A 17,300-nucleotide genomic window follows, 5' to 3' on the forward strand; every position below is an offset into this window, starting at 1 on the left:
ATAAGGCACTCTAGGTCCCGTGCCCGAACCAGAAGCCAGCAAGTCCGAGACCGCACCGTACGTCCACGCGCACTCCGCGACGTTGAAGCGGCTGGAGAAGTCGTCCGGAAGCCTCGCCGCGCAGGCCATCGCGCGGATGGACGAGACGCTGCCCTGGTACCGGGCCATGCCGCCGGAGAACCGGTCGTGGATCGGACTGGTCGCGCAGGCGGGCATCGCGGCGTTCACGGAGTGGTTCCGGCACCCCGACGCCCCCCAGGCGATCTCGACGGACGTGTTCGGGACCGCGCCGCGCGAGCTGACCCGGGCGATCACGCTCCGCCAGACCGTCGAGATGGTGCGCACGACCATCGAGGTCATGGAGTCCGCGATCGACGAGGTCGCGGCCCCCGGTGACGAGAGCGTGCTGCGCGAGGCGCTGCTCGTGTACGCGCGGGAGATCGCGTTCGCCACCGCCCAGGTGTACGCGCAGGCCGCCGAGGCACGGGGCGCGTGGGACGCCCGCCTGGAGTCCCTGGTCGTGAACGCGGTGCTCAGCGGTGAGGCCGACGAGGGCGCGGTGAGCCGGGCCGCCGCCCTCGGCTGGAACTCCCCGGAGCATGTGTGCGTGGTCCTCGGCACGGCCCCCGACGGTGACAGCGAGCTGACCGTGGAGGCCATCCGCCGGGCGGCCCGGCACGCCAAGCTCCAGGTGCTCACGGGTGTGCTCGGCGACCGGCTCGTGGTGATCGCCGGCGGCAGCAACGACCCCTTGCAGGTGGCGAAGTCGCTGATCGGGCCGTACGCGGCGGGCCCGGTCGTGGCGGGGCCGATCGTGCCCGACCTGCTGGCCGCGACCCGGTCCGCGCAGGCGGCGGCCGCGGGCCTCAAGGCATGCTCCGCCTGGCAGGACGCGCCCCGGCCCGTGCTGGCGGACGATCTGCTTCCGGAACGCGCGATCGCGGGCGACCCCAATGCGCGCGAGCAGTTGGTGGAGGAGATCTACAGACCACTGGAGGAGGCGGGCTCCGCGCTCCTGGAGACACTCAGCGTCTATCTCGAACAGGCGTCCAGCCTGGAGGGCGCCGCGCGGATGCTGTTCGTCCATCCCAACACCGTGCGCTACCGGCTCCGACGTGTGACTGACGTCACCGGCTGGTCGCCCTCCGATGTACGCTCTGCGTTCACGTTGCGGATCGCGCTGATCCTGGGGCGTCTGGTCGATGGGGATCACCAGCTCTAGGGTTTTGTCGGAGGGCTACAAAAGGCCCTGCTGTTCTTCGTCCCTGTCCTCACGGGCGGCTTCGACCGTCCCCAAGAGAGAGTGTGAGAGTGCTCGTACTCGTCGCTCCCGGCCAGGGCGCCCAGACGCCCGGCTTCCTGAACCCCTGGCTCGAACTCCCCGGTGCCGCCGACCGCCTCGCCGCGTGGTCGGACGCCATCGGACTCGACCTCGCCCACTACGGGACGCAGGCCGACGCCGACGACATCCGGGACACCGCCGTCGCCCAGCCGCTGCTGGTCGCCGCCGGACTGCTGTCCGCCACCGCCCTCGGGGACGTCTCCCCCGGCGCGGTCGCGGGCCACAGCGTCGGTGAGTTCACCGCCGCCGCCTTCGCCGGTGTCCTCGACGACACGGCCGCGCTGACCCTCGTGCGCAAGCGGGGTCTGGCGATGGCCGAGGCCGCCGCGATCACCGAGACCGGCATGTCCGCCCTGCTCGGCGGTGCCCCCGAGACGACCGTGCCGCACCTGGAGAAGCTGGGGCTGACCCCGGCGAACATGAACGGCGCGGGCCAGATCGTGGCCGCGGGCACCCTGGAGCAGTTGGCCGCCCTGGCGGAGGACAAGCCGGAGGGCGTCCGCAAGGTCGTCGCGCTGAAGGTCGCCGGCGCCTTCCACACGCACCACATGGCCCCGGCCGTGGACGCGCTCGCCAAGGCCGCCGAGGCCCTGACGCCCGCGGACCCGACCGTCACCTACGTCTCCAACAAGGACGGCAGGGCCGTCGCCACCGGCGCCGAGGTGCTGGAGCGGCTGGTCGGCCAGGTCGCCAACCCGGTCCGCTGGGACCTGTGCATGGAGACCTTCAAGGAGCTGGGTGTGACGGGGCTGATCGAGGTCTGCCCCGGCGGCACGCTCACCGGTCTCGCCAAGCGCGCGCTGCCCGGCGTGCGGACGGTGGCCCTCAAGACTCCCGCCGACCTCGACGCCGCCCGTGAGCTCATCGCCGAGACATCGACACCTGCCGCTGACGCGGCGGGCGCCTGAGACCTTAGGAGCCAGACAGAAATGTCGAAGATCAGGCCGAGCAAGGGCGCCCCGTACGCACGCATCCTCGGCGTCGGCGGCTACCGCCCGGTCCGAGTGGTGCCCAACGACGTGATCCTGGAGCGGATCGACTCCTCCGACGAGTGGATCCGCTCCCGCTCCGGCATCGAGACCCGGCACTGGGCGAACGACGAGGAGACCGTCGCCGCCATGTCGATCGAGGCGTCCGGCAAGGCCATCGCGGACGCCGGGATCGCCGCCGAGCAGATCGGCGCCGTGGTCGTCTCCACCGTCTCGCACTTCAGCCAGACCCCGGCCGTGGCCACGGAGATCGCCGACAAGCTGGGCACGGCGAAGGCCGCCGCCTTCGACATCTCCGCGGGCTGCGCGGGCTTCGGCTACGGCCTGACCCTCGCCAAGGGCATGGTCGTCGAGGGCTCCGCGGAGTACGTCCTCGTCATCGGCGTCGAGCGGCTGTCGGACCTCACCGACCTGGAGGACCGGGCCACCGCGTTCCTCTTCGGTGACGGCGCCGGCGCCGTCGTCGTCGGCCCCTCCCAGGAGCCGCACATCGGCCCCACCGTCTGGGGCTCCGAGGGCGACAAGGCCGGGACGATCAAGCAGACGGTGCCGTGGAACGAGTACCAGGCCGGCAACGTCGACACGCTCCCGCTGGACAGCGAGGGCAACGTCAAGTTCCCCGCGATCACCCAGGAAGGCCAGGCGGTGTTCCGCTGGGCCGTGTTCGAGATGGCGAAGGTCGCCCAGCAGGCGCTGGACGCGGCCGGGATCAGCCCGGACGACCTGGACGTCTTCATCCCTCACCAGGCCAACGAGCGGATCATCGACTCGATGGTGAAGACACTCAAGCTGCCGGAGCACGTCACGGTCGCCCGTGACGTGCGCACCACCGGCAACACCTCGGCCGCCTCGATCCCGCTCGCCATGGAGCGGCTCCTGGCGACCGGCGAGGCGAAGAGCGGCGACACCGCGCTCGTCATCGGCTTCGGGGCGGGTCTCGTGTACGCAGCGACGGTCGTTACCCTCCCCTAGGCAACCGTTCCGGATCTTGTGATCCGGCGCGGTACAGCAACACCTGCCGCTGACGCGGCGGACGCACACCCTCTGGATATCTACGAAGGAGCGCCTGACATGGCCGCCACTCAGGAAGAGATCGTCGCCGGTCTCGCCGACATCGTGAACGAGATCGCCGGCATCCCGGTCGAGGACGTCCAGCTGGACAAGTCCTTCACCGACGACCTGGACGTCGACTCCCTGTCCATGGTCGAGGTCGTCGTCGCCGCCGAAGAGCGCTTCGACGTCAAGATCCCGGACGACGACGTCAAGAACCTCAAGACCGTCGGCGACGCGACCAACTACATCCTCAAGCACCAGGCCTGATCCGCCGGGACCGGGTCCGGCCGTCCGGCCGCCCGGTCCCCGGACACCAGTCCGTCTGCCCCGCCACCCGGCGGTGGCGCCGCTGAATCCTCGTAACCGTTGGAGAACATTCCCGTGAGTTCGACCAATCGCACCGTGGTCGTCACCGGTATCGGCGCAACCACACCGCTGGGTGGCGACGCGACTTCCACCTGGGAGGGGCTGGTGGCCGGCAAGTCCGGTGTCCGCCCCCTGGAGCAGGACTGGGCCGCCGACCAGGCGGTCCGTATCGCGGCGCAGATCGCCGTCGAGCCGACCGAGGTCATCCCCCGGCCCCAGGCCCGCAAGCTGGACCGTTCGGCGCAGTTCGCGCTGATCGCGGCCAAGGAGGCGTGGGCCGACGCCGGTTACACCGAGACCTCCGCCGACGACGGCACCGTCGACGCCGACCGGGTCGGCGCGGTCATCGCCTCCGGCATCGGTGGCGTGACGACGCTGCTCGACCAGTACGACGTGCTGAAGGACAAGGGCGTACGCCGCGTGTCCCCGCACACCGTCCCCATGCTGATGCCCAACGGCCCCTCCGCCAACGTCGGTCTGTACGTGGGGGCCCGTGCCGGTGTGCACACCCCCGTGTCCGCCTGCGCGTCGGGCGCCGAGGCCATCGGCTACGCCATCGAGATGATCCGCACCGGCCGCGCCGACGTCGTGGTCGCCGGTGGCACCGAGGCGGCGATCCACCCGCTGCCCATCGCCGCGTTCGGCAACATGATGGCGATGTCCAAGAACAACGAGAACCCGCAGGCCGCGTCGCGTCCGTACGACACCGCCCGCGACGGCTTCGTCCTCGGTGAGGGCGCCGGCGTCGTGGTCCTGGAGTCCGCGGAGCACGCCGCCGCACGGGGCGCCCGGGTCTACGCGGAGGCGGTCGGGCAGGGCATCTCCGCCGACGGCCACGACATCGTGCAGCCCGAGCCGGAGGGGCGCGGCATCGCCCACGCCCTGCAGAACCTGCTGGACCGCACCGACCTGGACCCGGCGGAGATCGTGCACGTCAACGCGCACGCGACGTCGACGCCGGCCGGCGACATCGCCGAACTGAAGGCGCTGCGCAAGGTGTTCGGCGACGACACCGACCACATGGCCGTCTCCGGTACGAAGTCCATGACCGGGCACCTGCTGGGTGGCGCCGGTGGTGTGGAGACCGTCGCGACGGTGCTCGCGCTGTACCACCGGGTGGCCCCGCCGACGATCAACGTCGACAACCTCGACCCGGAGGCCGAGGCCAACGCGGACGTGGTGCGCGGTGAGGCCCGCAAGCTGCCCGTGCAGGGCCGGATCGCCGCGCTGAACGACTCGTTCGGCTTCGGTGGTCACAACGTGGTGCTGGCGTTCAGGACGATCTGAGACCGGCGTTGACCGAAGACGGCCCGGACTCCGTGCGGAGTCCGGGCCGTTCGGCGTTGTCGTGACCTGCACCACCTGGACCTGCACCACCTGGACCTGCACCACCTGGTTGTCGTGATCTACACCACCTGGTGGAGCCAGCGGACCGGGGCGCCCTCGCCCGCGTAGCGGAACGGCTCCAGTTCGTCGTCCCAGGGCTTGCCCAGCAGCTTGGCGATCTCCGCCTCCAGGTCCGTCTCGCCGCCGCGGGATCTCGTCAGGGCCGCGCGCAGCCGGTCCTCCGGGATGAGGATGTCGCCGTGGATGCCGGTGACGGCGTGGAAGATGCCCAGGTCGGGGGTGCAGCTGTAGCGCTCGCCCTCGGCGGTGGCGGAGGGCTCGGCGGTGACCTCGAAGCGGAGCAGGTGCCAGCCGCGGAGCGCGGAGGCGAGCTGGGAGGCGGTACCGGCCCGGCCCTGCCAGGAGAACTCCGAGCGCCAGGTGCCCGGCGCGGCCGGCTGGCGGATCCAGTCGAGGTTCACCCGGGTGCCCAGAACGCCCGCGACGGCCCACTCGACGTGCGGGCACAGCGCGCGCGGCGCGGAGTGCACGTACAGAACTCCACGTGTCGTCACCGGGGCCTCCACAGAGCGGGACGTCTTGCAGTTTGACGGAACGGCAGTGGCAGAGCGGCCACGGGCCGAGGCTACCGTGCGGCGGGGCGGGGAGTGTGACGTACCGTCGGAGCCGGCGCCGGGAAGCAGCGCGGTTTCACCCGGCGGGACGCGTGTCCGACCCTTCGGTTGAGCCATCGGGGGGTGGGACCCCGGAAGAACTCAGCCATCCGGGAGGACGTACGGAATGGCTGGATCAGTTGCTTCGCGCGCCACATCCGTCCCGCCGCCGTCCGTGTCGGGAACCCCCGGACGTTGAGTGGGGTGGGAACTTGCAGGGGACGACCGACGAGGGGACCAGGGGATGCGGAAGCGACGCCACCGTTCGAGGGCGGTGTCCGGTGCCGTGCTGACGGCCGCGCTGCTCGCGGTGACCGGCTGCGACGCCACCGGCGGCAACTCCCCCGGACCCGAGGGCACCGGCGCGAAGGCCCGGCCCTCCGCGTCGCCGACCCCCGCCTGGGACAGCACCCCCCGGTCGCTGGCGGCCGTCGGGGACTCCATCACCCGTGGCTTCGACGCGTGCTCGGTGCTGTCGGACTGCCCCGAGGTGTCGTGGGCGACCGGCAGCGACGCCTCGGTCGACAGCCTCGCCGTACGGCTGCTCGGGCGGACCGGAGCGGCCGAGCGCAGCTGGAACTACGCGGTCACCGGCGCCCGGATGGCCGACCTGCCCCATCAGGTGGCGCGGGCGGTGACGCGCAGGCCGGAGCTGGTCACGGTGATGATCGGCGCGAACGACGCGTGCCGGGCGACCGCCGACGAGATGACCCCGGTCGCGGACTTCCGCGCCGACTTCGAGGACGCGATGGACACGCTCCGTGACAGTCTGCCCAAGGCGCAGGTGTTCGTGGCGAGCGTGCCCGACCTGAAGCGGCTGTGGTCCGAGGGGCGGACGAATCCGCTCGGCAAGCAGGTGTGGAAGCTCGGCATCTGCCCGTCCATGCTGGCCGACCCGGATGTCCTCACCACGGCGGCGACGAAGCGGCGCGAGACCGTCCAGAGCCGTGTGGAGGCGTACAACGACGTGCTGCGGGAGGTGTGCGCCGAGGACCGCCACTGCCGGTACGACGGGGACGCGGTCTTCGACTACCGCTTCGGGCAGGCCCAGCTCAGCCAGTGGGACTGGTTCCATCCCAGTGTCGACGGCCAGGCGCGGCTGGCCGAGATCGCCTACCGGATCGTCAGCAGGAGAGACGCGTGACCTAGGGTTCCGCTCATGAGCGAACTTTTCGGCACACTTTCCGACGGCACGGCTGTGCACCGGTGGACGCTGGAGCGGGGCGGCATCCGGGTGCGGGTCCTCACGTACGGCGGGATCGTGCAGTCCGTGGAGGTCCCCGACCGGGACGGACGGACGGCGGACGTGGTGCTGGGGTTCGCGGATCTCGACGGCTACCTCCGTGACCCGGGGCCGTTCTTCGGGGCGCTGATCGGGCGGTACGCCAACCGGATCGCCGGGGGACGGTTCACGCTGGACGGCCGGGAGTACCGGCTGGCGCGCAACAACCCGCCGAACTGCCTGCACGGCGGTCCCCTCGGCTTCGACAAGCGGGTGTGGGACACCCGGGCCGTCGAGGGCGGGGTGCGGCTTTCGCGGGTCAGCCCGGACGGGGAGGAGGGCTTCCCCGGGCGGCTGGAGGTGTCCGTCACGTACACGCTGGACGACGACGGCGACGGCGGCGGTGCGCTGCGGATCGCGTACGAGGCGGTGACCGACGCGCCGACCGTGGTGAACCTGACCAACCACTCGTACTGGAACCTCGCCGGCGCGGCCTCCGGGAACGCGGGCGGGCACGAACTGCGGATCGACGCGGCACGGGTGACCCTGGTGGACGCGGACCTCGTCCCCACCGGTGAGCCCGCCGAGGTGGCCGGCACCCGGTTCGACTTCCGGACGGCGCGGCCGGTGGGCGCCGGGTACGACCACAACTTCGTGCTGGACAAGGGGGTCACCGCGGCGGCGGAGGCGGTGGCGGAGCTGCGCGATCCGGGGTCGGGGCGGGTGCTGACCGTGGCCACCACCGAGCCGGGCGTGCAGCTCTACACGGCGGACCACCTGGCGGGGCCGTTCGGACCGGGTGCCGGGATCGCCCTGGAGACGCAGCACTTCCCCGACTCGCCGAACCGGCCGCGGTTCCCGAGTACGGAACTGCGGCCGGGCGAGGTGTACCGGTCGGAGACGGTCTACGGCTTCGGGGTGCGCGCGTAGCCCCTGCGGCTACGCCTCGATCGTGGTGACGACGCGGCTGTCGGCGATCGAGCGGCCCGCCGACAGCTCGTAGGAACCCTTCACGTACGTCCAGGAGTTCGTCGTCCCGTCCCAGGTCTCGAAGGCCCTGCGCGGGAGTTCGACGGTGGTCTGCGCCGTCTCGCCGGGGGCCGCTTCCACCACGGCGAAACCGGCCAGGCGGCGCCGCGGGCGGTCGGCGTCGGGCGCGGTCGGGGCGAGGTAGAGCTGGACGACCTCGCGGCCGGGTCGGGTGCCGGTGTTGCGCAGGCGCACCGTCGCCGTGGTCGTGCCGGTCACCTCGATGGACTCGTAGGTCCAGTCGGTGTAGCCGAGGCCGTGGCCGAAGGGGTACGCCGGTGTCGCGCCGGCCCGGTCCCAGGCGCGGTAGCCGATGAAGACGTCCTCGTCGTAGGGGAGTTCGCCGTTCGCGGGGGTCACGCGGGTGACGGGGGCGTCGGCGAGGGAGCCCCAGGTGGTGGGGAGGCGTCCGCCGGGCTCGTGGCTGCCGGTGAGGACGTCGGCGAGGGCGGCGCCGCCCTCCTGGCCGGGGAACCAGGTGAGGAGGACCGCGGCGGTCTCGTCGCGCCACGGGAGCTCCACCGGGGAACCGGAGTTGACGACCACGACGGTGCGGGGGTTGGCGGCGGCCACGGCGCGGACCAGGTCGTCCTGGCGGCCGGGGAGGCGGAGGTCGGCGCGGTCGAAGCCCTCGGACTCGACGCGTTCGGTGGTGGCGACCACGACGACGGCGGTGTCGGCGGCGCGGGCCGCCGCGACGGCCTCGGCGATCAGCTCGTCGGGGTCGCGCCGCGGCTCCTGGTGGCAGAGGGAGAAGCCGACGCCGCTGAACGGCACGTCGTCCGGGAGGGCGATGACGTGGGTGAGGGAGACCTCGACCGGGGTGCCGGCCGTCAGCTCGACCCGGGCCCGGGGCACGGGGGCGCTGAAGATCGCGCCGAAGGGGTCGTCCTTGTCGGCGGACTGGACGGCGTCGAAGTGGGTGGTGCCGTCGACGGTGAGGGTGAACGCGCCGAGGCCCTTGATGCCGAAGGTGTGGGTGCCGGTCTCGCGCGGGGTGAGGGTGCCGGTCAGTTCGACGCTGTGCAGGGAGTCGTGTGTCACACCGTCGGGGAGGTCCGAACCCATCCACTGGATCTGCCCGCTCGGCGCGGAGCCGGTGCCGATGACGGTGCCGGAGGCGTCGCGGCAGACGGCGCGCAGCACGAACCCCTGGTCGGCGACGGCGAGTTCCTCCTCGGGGTCGGCGCCCACCGCGTAGGTCAGGGTGCCCTCGGGGAGCGCGGCGGTGAGGCCGTCGAGCGGGGAGACGACACGGGCGGGGAAGACGGTGGCGGAGCCGCCGCCGAGGACCCGGGCGTCGCGGGCGGCGGCGCCGACGAGGGCGACCGTCGCACCCGGCTGCAGGGGGAGCACGGGCCGCTCGCCGCGCGTCTCGTTGCGGACGAGGACGAAGGAGCGGCGGGCGATCTCGCGGGCCAGGGCGGCGCCGTCGACGGGCGCGGGCGGCTCGGTGACGACCGGGTCCGCGCCCTCCAGGACGCCGACCCGGGCGGCGAGCCGCAGCACACGACGCACGGCCTCGTCGACCCGGGCCTCGTCGGCCTCACCGGCGCGTACGGCGGCGGCGAGGGCCTCGCCGTAGACGGTGACGGGGCCGGGCATGGCGACGTCGAGGCCGCCGGTGAGGGCGCCGGTGGTGGAGCGGGCGGCCGTCCAGTCGGAGACGTTGAAGCCGTCGAAGCCCCATTCCCCGCGCAGGACCTCGTTCACGAGGTGGTGGTGCTCGGTCATCGTGGTGCCGTTGACCGAGTTGTAGGCGGTCATGATGCCCCAGGGGTGGGCGTTCTCCACGATCGCCTCGAAGGGCGCCAGGTACAGCTCGCGCAGGGCGCGTGCGGAGACCAGGTTGTCGACGGTGAAGCGTTCGGTCTCGGCGTCGTTGGCGACGAAGTGCTTGACGGTGGTGCCGACGCCGCCGGACTGGACGCCCCGCACATAGCCGGTGCCGATCTCCCCGGTGAGGTACGGGTCCTCGCTGTACGCCTCGAAGTGGCGGCCGCCGAGCGGGGAGCGGTGCAGGTTGACGGTGGGGGCGAGCAGCACGTGGACGCCCTTGCGGCGGGCCTCCTGGGCGAGCAGCACCCCGGCCTCACGGGCGAGTTCGGGGTCCCAGGTGGCGGCGAGGGCGGTCGGGGAGGGCAGGGCCACGGACGGGTCGTCGGCGGTCCAGCGGATGCCTCGTACGCCGATCGGGCCGTCGGACATCACCAGGGAGCCCAGGCCGATCTCGGGGAGGGCGGGCAGCGTCCAGAAGTCCTGGCCGGCGAGGAGCCGGGCCTTCGCGTCGAGGTCGAGCGCGGCCAGGGCCGTGTCGACGACGGCCTCGCGGGCCGCCTCGTCGGCCGGGTGTGCGTGGATGCCCGCCATGGGTTCCTCCAGGGTCTCGGGTCCGTGCGGTCCGCCCATCGTGCACCCGCCACCTGGTGACCGGTAGGTTTCGTTACCCTGCCGTTATGTTCAGGCCGGGGGGATGCCGTACGGTGACGCCATGAACGCGAGGCTCAGGAGCGAGGAGCGCCGCGCCGAGATCGTCCGGGCTGCCCTGGAGGTGATCGCCGGGCGCGGTTACCGCGCGGCGAGCCTGGCGGCGGTCGCGGAGCGCGTCGGGCTCACCCAGCAGGGGCTGCTGCACCACTTCCCGACGAAGGAGGCACTGCTCGTCGCCGTGCTGGAGGAGCGGGACCAGTGGGACGCGGTGCCGGACCACCGGTGGCGGCTGGACCTGCTGGCCTCGCTGGTGGAGTACAACGCGATGCGGCCCGGCATCGTCCAGACGTTCTCGGCGCTGCTCGGCGAGAGCGTCACCGAGGGGCATCCGGCGCGGGAGTACTTCACGGAGCGGTACGGGAAGGTCCGGGCGACCATGGCGGAGCTGCTGCGCGCCGCGTACGGCGAGCGCCTGCCGAACGGCCTCACCCCCGAGCGGACGGCGCCGCTGCTGGTGGCCGTGATGGACGGGCTGCAGTACCAGTGGCTGCTGGACCCGGAGAACGTCGACATGCCGGGCGCGTTCCGCGACTTCCTGACCCTGCTCGGGGAGAGCGGGGAGAGCGGGGAGCCAGGGGTGGGCGGGGAGGAGCGGGAGGGCTGAGCCCTCGTCCGGCACGGCGTCCCGCACGGCGCGTGGCATGGCGTGCGCCCCTTCCGTCACGCGATACTGCCGCGGTCCGGGCCACACCCCCCGCGGCGCGCTCGCGCCGCAGCCACGGAAGGACTCGAACTCCCTTGCATTTCAAGAGACTTGGTTACACGTCGGGGCGGCGCGGCAGGACCGGCGCGCGAGGAGCGGTGGGGCTGGTGGCCCTGTGCGCGGGCCTCGCCGTGCCCGGCCCCGCAACGGCTTCCTCCTCGGGACCGGCCGCGCCCGAGGGCGCCTCCGCCGCCCTCACCGTCGAGGAGCGGCGGCTCGACCGCGCGGTGCCCCAGGAGATTCTGCGGCGGTCCGGATTCGACCGGGCGGCACCGGAGTTGGAGCGGGCGCTCGCCGGGGCGCGGTCGTACGAGCAGGCGGAGCGGATCGTCGTCCGTGCCGGATCGCGGCTGTGGACGCGGGCCGTGGACCGGGCGCAGGGCCGGGGTCCGGCGGGCGGTGACCTCAGCCGGGACGACGACCGGCCGCTGTACTGGGCCCGGTTGGGGATGACGCGGGAAGTCCGGCAGTGGACACCGGGGTTCGCCCTGAGCGACGTCCGGCGGGCCGCGCTGCTGGGGAGGCTGGAGCAGGCGTCGCGGGGGCAGGACGCGATCCGTTACCCCCGCTCCGCCGACGGGAAGGGGCTGAAGCGGATCCTCGTCACCGGGTTCGACCCGTTCACCCTGGACCGGGACATCCGGATCTCCAACCCGTCCGGGGCGACGGCGCTCGCGCTCGACGGCACGGTGATCCGCACCGCCGACGGTCCGGCGCGGATCGAGACGGCCGTCTTCCCCGTCCGCTGGCAGGACTTCGCCGACGGGACGGTGGAACGCACCCTGCGCGGGCGGCTGCCGCGGGTCGACCTCTTCGCCACCGTCAGCCAGGGCCGGGTGGGCCGCTTCGACATCGAGCGCACCAACGGGGCCTGGCGGGGCGGCTTCCCCGACAACGACGACGTCGCGCGCACCGAGACCGTCCCGGTGACCGACCCCGCCACGCAGCCGCAGTGGACGTCGACGACCCTGCCGTACGCGGACATCGTCGCCGCGGCCACGGGGCGCTTCCCGGTGTACGACAACACGAGCGTGACGGAGATACCGGCGGGCGGCACCACGGCGGTCGTACGGCCGGAGGGGCCGACGGCGGGCTCGACCGCGCGGGCCGGGGGCGGCGGGAACTACCTCTCCAACGAGATCGCCTACCGGGCGACGCTGCTGCGGGACCGGCTGGGCCTGCACGACACGCTGCCGGGCGGGCATGTGCACACACCGGTGCTGCAGTTCGGGACGGGCAACACCGACCCGGCGACCGGGACGGTCACCGACCCCGAGTTCGTGCGGAACCGGCTGGACATCATCGCGCAGGTGCGGGCCGTCGTGAGGGTGGCCGCGGACGCGTCGTGAACCGCCCCGGCGGTCACCGCACCCCGGGCTTGGTCCAGGGGTCCGCCGGCCGGGGCCGGGGCGCGTGGCCGCCACCGGGACCGCCGGGGCCGCCGCCGCTCCGGTCGTCGCGGTCGTCGTCGCCCGTGGTCTCCTCGCCGAGGAGGTCGCGGGCCATGAGCGTCGCGCCCGCGACCGCGCCCGGCATGAGGAAGACGGCGACGAACGGCACGAGGAAGGCGAGGGCGAGCGGGGTGCCGAAGCCCCAGACCAGCATCCGGCGGGAGCGGAGCATCCGCAGACGGTCGCGGAGTTCGACCCGGCGGCGCTGGAGGGCGACGGCCGTCAGCTCCTCGGTGAGGAAGAAGCCGGTCACGAAGAAGCCGATGACGGGGACGACCGTCTGCCCGACGAACGGGACGAAGCCGAGGGCGAAGAGCAGGACGCCCCACAGGGCCGCCCTGACGACGATGCGCAGGCTGTCGCGGGCCGAGATCCACAGTTCCCGCCAGAACGGCAGGCCGGACTCCGGGGCGGTGCCGTCGGGGGACACGTCGCGGTCGACCTTCTCGGAGAGGTTCTCGTAGAAGGGCTGGCCGATGAGGAGGGTCATGGCCGTGAACGTCACGACGGACAGCAGCAGGGCGAGCGCGAACAGCACGGCGGTGAGGAAGCCGCGGAAGAGGCCGGGCCAGGGGCTGGACCAGTCGTCGGCGAAGGGGGTGCACCAGGCGACGAAGTCCGGGCCCCACACGGCCAGCGCGGTCAGGGCGGCCAGGTAGAGGACCAGGGTGATCAGGCCGGGGACCAGGCCGAAGCCGTACTGCCTGCCGTGCCGGGCCACCCACTTCTGGCCCTGGACGAGATACCGGAAACCCACCCCTAGATCGCGCATGGGGGCACTTTATCCGTGGGGTGGGCGGGGCGGGCCGGAGGGGCCGCGGCCCTTCAGGGGGCGAAAGGGTCCCTCAGGGGGCGAAAGGGGCCCTCAGGGGGCGAAAGGGGCCCTCAGGGGGCGAACGGGCCCTCCGCGGCGAAGGCGCGGGCGGCGAAGCGGCGGGCCATGAGCCGGTGGGTGTCGTCGTCCGGGTGGAGGCCGTCGGGGAGGGGGTGGGCCTCGGCGTCCGACTCGCCGTACAGGTCGCGGCCGTCGAGGTGGTGGAGGTTCGGGTCGCTCCCGGACCGGTCCGCGACCAGGCGGGCGAGTTCGGCGCGGATCACCTGGAGGGTGAGCTTGCCCAGGGGCACCTCGGCCGGGTCGCCCATGGCGCGGAAGCGCAGGCGGCCCTCCCCGATGCCGCTGAAGTCGGGTGCGCAGGGGCCGGGGGTCGTCTCGTGGATGGGGCACAGGATGGGCGAGACGACGAGGAGGGGCGTCGTGGGGTGGCCGTCGCGGATGGTGTCGAGGAAGCCGTGGACGGCGGGGGCGAAGGCCCTCAGGCGCATGAGGTCGTGGTTGACGATGTTGATGCCGATCTTGAGGCTGATCAGGTCGGCGGGGGTGTCACGGATGGTGCGGGCGGTGAACGGGTCGAGCAGGGCGCTGCCGCTGAAGCCCAGGTTGATCAGTTCGACACCGCCGAGGGACGCGGCGACGGCGGGCCAGATACCGGTGGGGCCGGTGGCGTCGGAGCCGTGGCTGATGGAACTGCCGTGGTGCAGCCAGGTCCGGCGGCCGGGGTCGGGGGCGGGCTCCACGGGGGCGTCGGTGCGCAGGGCGACCAGTTCGGTGGTCTCGTTGTGCGGGAGCCAGATCTCGACGGTCTTGTCGGTGTCCGGGAGGTCCGTGAAGCGGACGGTGCCCGGGGTTCCCGTTGCCCGCTCGGCGGTTCCGGCCGTCATGTCGATGGTGAGGGTGTGGCCGGAGGTGACGCTCCCCCGGCCCGTCGGGACGCCGTCCACGAGCAGTTCGTAGACGCCGTCCGGGCGGGGCGGGGCCCCGACGTAGTTCCGTTTGGTGGGCAGGGTGTCGAGTTCGACGGCGGTCGCGCGGGTGCGGAACGCCAGGCGTACGCCGGAGGGCTGGGCCTCCGCCATCGCGAGTTGGGGGTCGGCGCACTGGGCGCGGGCGCGGGCGGGGAGCCGGTGCGGGAGCAGGCCGTGCTCGGTGCGCTCCACGTCGAGGGCGCCGCGCAGCAGGTCGGCCGTGAGGGGGGTGCTGATCCAGTGGTCGTCGGTGTGCATGCCTCACCTGGGGTCAAGGGGTGGACGGGGCGGGCCAGTCGCGCAGCAGCGCGTCGAGGGCGTCGATCAGCCGGATCCAGGTCTCCTCGGAGTCGGGGAGGCTGTGGCTGAAGCCGCCGGCGAGTTCGAGGCTGACGTAGCCGTGGAAGAAGCTGCCGAGCAGCCGGACGGCGTGGGTCTGGTCCGGTTCCTCCAGGTCGTAGCCGCGCAGGACCGCCCGGGTCATCCGGGCGTGCCGGACGCCCGCGCTCGCGGCGGCGGTCTCGGGGTCGAGCCGCATCCGGGCGGCGGCTGAGCGGCCGGGGTGTTCGCGGGCGTAGTCGCGGTACACGTTCGCCATGGCGGCCAGGGCGTCCTTGCCGGCGCGTCCGGCGAGCGCGGCGGCGGCCCGGTCGGCGAGTTCCTCCAGGGCGAGCAGGGCGATACGGGTCCGCAGGTCGTGGGAGTTCCGCACGTGCGAGTACAGGCTGGCGACCTTGACGTCGAACCGCCGGGCCAGCGCCGAGACGGTCACCTCGTCGAAGCCGACCTCGTCGGCCAGCTCCGCGCCCGCCCGGACGAGACGTTCCGGGGTGAGCCCCGCGCGTGCCATGGTCGTCCTCCTGTCGAGTGAGGACGATTATGCAGTTGCCTAAAGGTATTAGGCAAGCGGGTTAGATGTTTAGGCTGCGCGGACGTCGCGCCAGGCCGCCTGGCGTACCCGGGCGGGGCGGCACCGGAGAACGCGGGCCTGGTGCGGGCGGCCCATTCGGCGGCCCTGGAGGTCCGACCGGAACGGGCGGAACGCGGCGCACGGAACGGGGCGCACGGAGCGAGGCCGGAGGGACCGGGCGGCCGGGCCCGAGCGGCCGGAACGCGGTGGAGTCCGCACCCCACGTCCAGGGGTGCGGACTCCACCGTGCGCATCGAACGCGACCGGGTCGCGTCACGGGATCCGGATCAGAGCTTGACGATCATCTTGCCCGTGTTGTCGCCGCGCAGGACGCCGAGGAAGGCCTCCAGGTTGTTCTCGATGCCCTCGACGACGGTCTCGCGGTACTTGAGGGCGCCCGACGCGACCCAGGGGCCGACCTCCTGGACGAACTGCGGCTGGAGGTCGTAGTGGTCGCCGACGAGGAAGCCCTCGATGCGGCCGCGGGTCTGGATGAGGCGGGCGAGGTTCTTCGGGCCGGGGGCGGGCTCGGTGTTGTTGTAGACGGAGATCATGCCGCAGACGGCGATCCGGCCGTCGCGGTTGAGCTGCCCGATGGCGGCCTCCAGGTGGTCGCCGCCCACGTTGTCGAAGTAGACGTCGACGCCGTCGGGCGCGGCCTCGCGCAACTGCTCGGCGACGGAGCCGTTCTTGTAGTTGAACGCCGCGTCGAAGCCGTACTCCTCGACGAGCAGCTTGACCTTGTCGTCGGAGCCGGCCGAGCCGATGACGCGGGAGGCGCCCTTGAGCTTGGCGATCTGGCCGACCTGGCTGCCGACGGCACCCGCGGCGCCGGAGACGAAGACGGAGTCGCCCTCCTTGAAGGAGGCGGTGCGCAGCAGACCGGCGTAGGCGGTGAGGCCGGTCATGCCGAGGACGCCGAGGTAGGTGGACAGGGGCGCGGCGTCGGGGTCGACCTTGACGGCCTGCTGGGCGTCGATGGTGGCGTACTCGCGCCAGCCGCCGAAGTGCAGCACGTGGTCGCCGACGGCGATGCCGTCCGCCGCGGAGGCGACGACCTCGCCCACGGCGCCGCCCTGCATGACCTTGCCCAGCTCGAAGGGGGCGACGTACGACTTGGCGGCGCTCATGCGGCCGCGCATGTACGGGTCCACGGAGAGGAACGCGTTCCGGACCAGGACCTGGCCGTCGGCGGGCTGCCGGATCTCCGCCTCGACCAGGGCGAAGTCCTCGGACTTCGGCCAGCCGACGGGGCGGCTGAGCAGGTGCCATTCACGGCTGGTGGCGGGGAGGGCGGAGGTGTCGGACATGGGGGCCTTCCTGCGGGTGCGTGCGGTGTACGGAGCATCGGGGTCGCCCGTACATACCGTGCGGTTACTTCAGTACCTGAAACAACCATGCTCCTGAATATTTCATGATGTCAAGTAAACGGGTAGCCTGGAGAGCATGGCCACACAGAGGACGACCCCGCACGCCGACCCGCTGACCCTTGAGGTCGTCGAACTCATCGGCACCGTCGTGGCCCGCTATCACGCGGAGTACGAGGACGCCGCGGCCGGGCACGCCCTGACCGGAGCGCAGGCCCGTCTCCTCGGTCTCCTTTCCCTCCAGCCCCTCCCCATGCGTCAGCTGGCCCAGAAGCTGCGCTGCGAGCCGTCGAACGTGACCGGGATAGTCGACCGGCTGGAGGCCCGGGGTCTGGTCGAGCGCCGCCCCGACCCCAAGGACCGCCGGGTGAAACTGGCCGCCGCGACGCCGGAGGGACTCCGGGTCGCGCGCAGCCTGCGCGAGTCCCTGGACTTCGCCCGCGAACCGCTGGCGGGCCTGTCGACGCAGGAACGGGAGTCCCTGCGGCACCTGCTGCGGCGCATGCTGGAGGCTTAGCGGTCCCGGGGGCGACGACAGCGAGAGCGGCCCGGCGCACGGGGTTCGTGTGCCGGGC

At 72.7% G+C, this 17,300-nt stretch carries 16 protein-coding genes; 10 read left to right on the top strand and 6 right to left on the bottom strand.

Annotation, left to right across the window (positions count from 1 at the left end; all coding sequences use genetic code 11):
- Positions 1 to 19: 19 nt before the first annotated feature.
- From fasR to GSY65_RS10845, 5 genes are all read left to right on the top strand, one after another.
- The gene (gene fasR / locus GSY65_RS10825; protein ID WP_159767131.1) at positions 20 to 1,222 is read left to right on the top strand and encodes a fatty acid biosynthesis transcriptional regulator FasR; all 1,203 of its coding nucleotides are present in this window, start codon (positions 20 to 22) and stop codon (positions 1,220 to 1,222) included.
- Positions 1,223 to 1,311: 89 nt separating this feature from the next.
- Positions 1,312 to 2,250, top strand: coding sequence for an ACP S-malonyltransferase (locus tag GSY65_RS10830; protein ID WP_159767132.1), 939 nt, complete (start codon positions 1,312 to 1,314; stop codon positions 2,248 to 2,250).
- 21 nt (positions 2,251 to 2,271) lie between these two features.
- Positions 2,272 to 3,303: a ketoacyl-ACP synthase III gene (locus GSY65_RS10835; RefSeq protein ID WP_159767133.1), complete on the top strand. Its 1,032-nt coding sequence runs from the start codon at positions 2,272 to 2,274 to the stop codon at positions 3,301 to 3,303.
- 99 nt (positions 3,304 to 3,402) lie between these two features.
- Complete coding sequence (locus tag GSY65_RS10840; RefSeq protein ID WP_159767134.1) at positions 3,403 to 3,651, top strand: acyl carrier protein; 249 nt, start codon at positions 3,403 to 3,405, stop codon at positions 3,649 to 3,651.
- A 114-nt stretch (positions 3,652 to 3,765) separates the two neighbouring features.
- Positions 3,766 to 5,037, top strand: a complete 1,272-nt coding sequence (locus GSY65_RS10845; protein ID WP_159767135.1) for a beta-ketoacyl-[acyl-carrier-protein] synthase family protein — start codon at positions 3,766 to 3,768, stop codon at positions 5,035 to 5,037.
- A gap of 119 nt (positions 5,038 to 5,156) precedes the next feature.
- Here GSY65_RS10845 and GSY65_RS10850 read toward each other — a convergent pair whose 3' ends face one another.
- Positions 5,157 to 5,651, bottom strand: coding sequence for a DUF3145 domain-containing protein (locus GSY65_RS10850; RefSeq protein WP_159767136.1), 495 nt, complete (start codon positions 5,649 to 5,651; stop codon positions 5,157 to 5,159).
- A 343-nt stretch (positions 5,652 to 5,994) separates the two neighbouring features.
- Here GSY65_RS10850 and GSY65_RS10855 point away from each other — a divergent pair, with 343 nt between their 5' ends.
- Positions 5,995 to 6,894: an SGNH/GDSL hydrolase family protein gene (locus GSY65_RS10855; RefSeq protein WP_159767137.1), complete on the top strand. Its 900-nt coding sequence runs from the start codon at positions 5,995 to 5,997 to the stop codon at positions 6,892 to 6,894.
- Between the two features lie 15 nt (positions 6,895 to 6,909).
- Positions 6,910 to 7,902, top strand: a complete 993-nt coding sequence (locus tag GSY65_RS10860; protein ID WP_159767138.1) for an aldose epimerase family protein — start codon at positions 6,910 to 6,912, stop codon at positions 7,900 to 7,902.
- 9 nt (positions 7,903 to 7,911) lie between these two features.
- Here GSY65_RS10860 and GSY65_RS10865 read toward each other — a convergent pair whose 3' ends face one another.
- Complete coding sequence (locus GSY65_RS10865) at positions 7,912 to 10,371, bottom strand: glycoside hydrolase family 3 protein (protein WP_159775794.1); 2,460 nt, start codon at positions 10,369 to 10,371, stop codon at positions 7,912 to 7,914.
- 103 nt (positions 10,372 to 10,474) lie between these two features.
- On the opposite strand from GSY65_RS10865, the gene GSY65_RS10870 reads away from it, so the two are divergent.
- Both GSY65_RS10870 and GSY65_RS10875 read left to right on the top strand, forming a co-directional pair.
- Entirely contained in the window at positions 10,475 to 11,095 is a 621-nt protein-coding gene (locus GSY65_RS10870) for a TetR/AcrR family transcriptional regulator (RefSeq protein ID WP_159767139.1), read from the top strand.
- A 197-nt stretch (positions 11,096 to 11,292) separates the two neighbouring features.
- Complete coding sequence (locus tag GSY65_RS10875; RefSeq protein WP_201452780.1) at positions 11,293 to 12,543, top strand: pyroglutamyl peptidase; 1,251 nt, start codon at positions 11,293 to 11,295, stop codon at positions 12,541 to 12,543.
- A 13-nt stretch (positions 12,544 to 12,556) separates the two neighbouring features.
- Here the strand turns inward: GSY65_RS10875 and GSY65_RS10880 are convergent, their stop codons facing one another.
- From GSY65_RS10880 to GSY65_RS10895, 4 genes are all read right to left on the bottom strand, one after another.
- Positions 12,557 to 13,417, bottom strand: coding sequence for an EI24 domain-containing protein (locus GSY65_RS10880; RefSeq protein ID WP_159767141.1), 861 nt, complete (start codon positions 13,415 to 13,417; stop codon positions 12,557 to 12,559).
- Positions 13,418 to 13,530: 113 nt separating this feature from the next.
- Positions 13,531 to 14,706: a GDSL-type esterase/lipase family protein gene (locus GSY65_RS10885; RefSeq protein WP_159767142.1), complete on the bottom strand. Its 1,176-nt coding sequence runs from the start codon at positions 14,704 to 14,706 to the stop codon at positions 13,531 to 13,533.
- 13 nt (positions 14,707 to 14,719) lie between these two features.
- Positions 14,720 to 15,298 carry a TetR/AcrR family transcriptional regulator gene (locus GSY65_RS10890; protein ID WP_159767143.1) on the bottom strand — a complete coding sequence of 193 codons (579 nt, stop codon included), beginning with the start codon at positions 15,296 to 15,298 and terminating at the stop codon, positions 14,720 to 14,722.
- A 347-nt stretch (positions 15,299 to 15,645) separates the two neighbouring features.
- The gene (locus tag GSY65_RS10895; protein ID WP_159767144.1) at positions 15,646 to 16,668 is read right to left on the bottom strand and encodes an NADP-dependent oxidoreductase; all 1,023 of its coding nucleotides are present in this window, start codon (positions 16,666 to 16,668) and stop codon (positions 15,646 to 15,648) included.
- 136 nt (positions 16,669 to 16,804) lie between these two features.
- Between GSY65_RS10895 and GSY65_RS10900 the strand changes: the two genes are divergently transcribed.
- Positions 16,805 to 17,242, top strand: coding sequence for a MarR family winged helix-turn-helix transcriptional regulator (locus GSY65_RS10900; RefSeq protein ID WP_159767145.1), 438 nt, complete (start codon positions 16,805 to 16,807; stop codon positions 17,240 to 17,242).
- Positions 17,243 to 17,300 lie beyond the last annotated feature (58 nt).

Origin of the sequence: Streptomyces sp. HM190 (assembly GCF_009857135.1) — a bacterium.
In the GTDB taxonomy this organism is placed as follows: domain Bacteria; phylum Actinomycetota; class Actinomycetes; order Streptomycetales; family Streptomycetaceae; genus Streptomyces; species Streptomyces heilongjiangensis.

Excerpts from the sequence above, each read along its gene's own strand:
- GSY65_RS10840 (WP_159767134.1), top strand. The coding sequence starts at position 3,403 with ATGGCCGCCACTCAGGAAGAGATCGTCGCCGGTCTCGCCGACATCGTG.
- GSY65_RS10860 (WP_159767138.1), top strand. The coding sequence starts at position 6,910 with ATGAGCGAACTTTTCGGCACACTTTCCGACGGCACGGCTGTGCACCGG.
- GSY65_RS10890 (WP_159767143.1), bottom strand. The coding sequence starts at position 15,298 with ATGGCACGCGCGGGGCTCACCCCGGAACGTCTCGTCCGGGCGGGCGCG.
- GSY65_RS10880 (WP_159767141.1), bottom strand. The coding sequence starts at position 13,417 with ATGCGCGATCTAGGGGTGGGTTTCCGGTATCTCGTCCAGGGCCAGAAG.
- GSY65_RS10895 (WP_159767144.1), bottom strand. The coding sequence starts at position 16,668 with ATGTCCGACACCTCCGCCCTCCCCGCCACCAGCCGTGAATGGCACCTG.
- GSY65_RS10885 (WP_159767142.1), bottom strand. The coding sequence starts at position 14,706 with ATGCACACCGACGACCACTGGATCAGCACCCCCCTCACGGCCGACCTG.
- GSY65_RS10835 (WP_159767133.1), top strand. The coding sequence starts at position 2,272 with ATGTCGAAGATCAGGCCGAGCAAGGGCGCCCCGTACGCACGCATCCTC.
- GSY65_RS10900 (WP_159767145.1), top strand. The coding sequence starts at position 16,805 with ATGGCCACACAGAGGACGACCCCGCACGCCGACCCGCTGACCCTTGAG.
- GSY65_RS10855 (WP_159767137.1), top strand. The coding sequence starts at position 5,995 with ATGCGGAAGCGACGCCACCGTTCGAGGGCGGTGTCCGGTGCCGTGCTG.
- GSY65_RS10870 (WP_159767139.1), top strand. The coding sequence starts at position 10,475 with ATGCCGTACGGTGACGCCATGAACGCGAGGCTCAGGAGCGAGGAGCGC.
- GSY65_RS10865 (WP_159775794.1), bottom strand. The coding sequence starts at position 10,371 with ATGGCGGGCATCCACGCACACCCGGCCGACGAGGCGGCCCGCGAGGCC.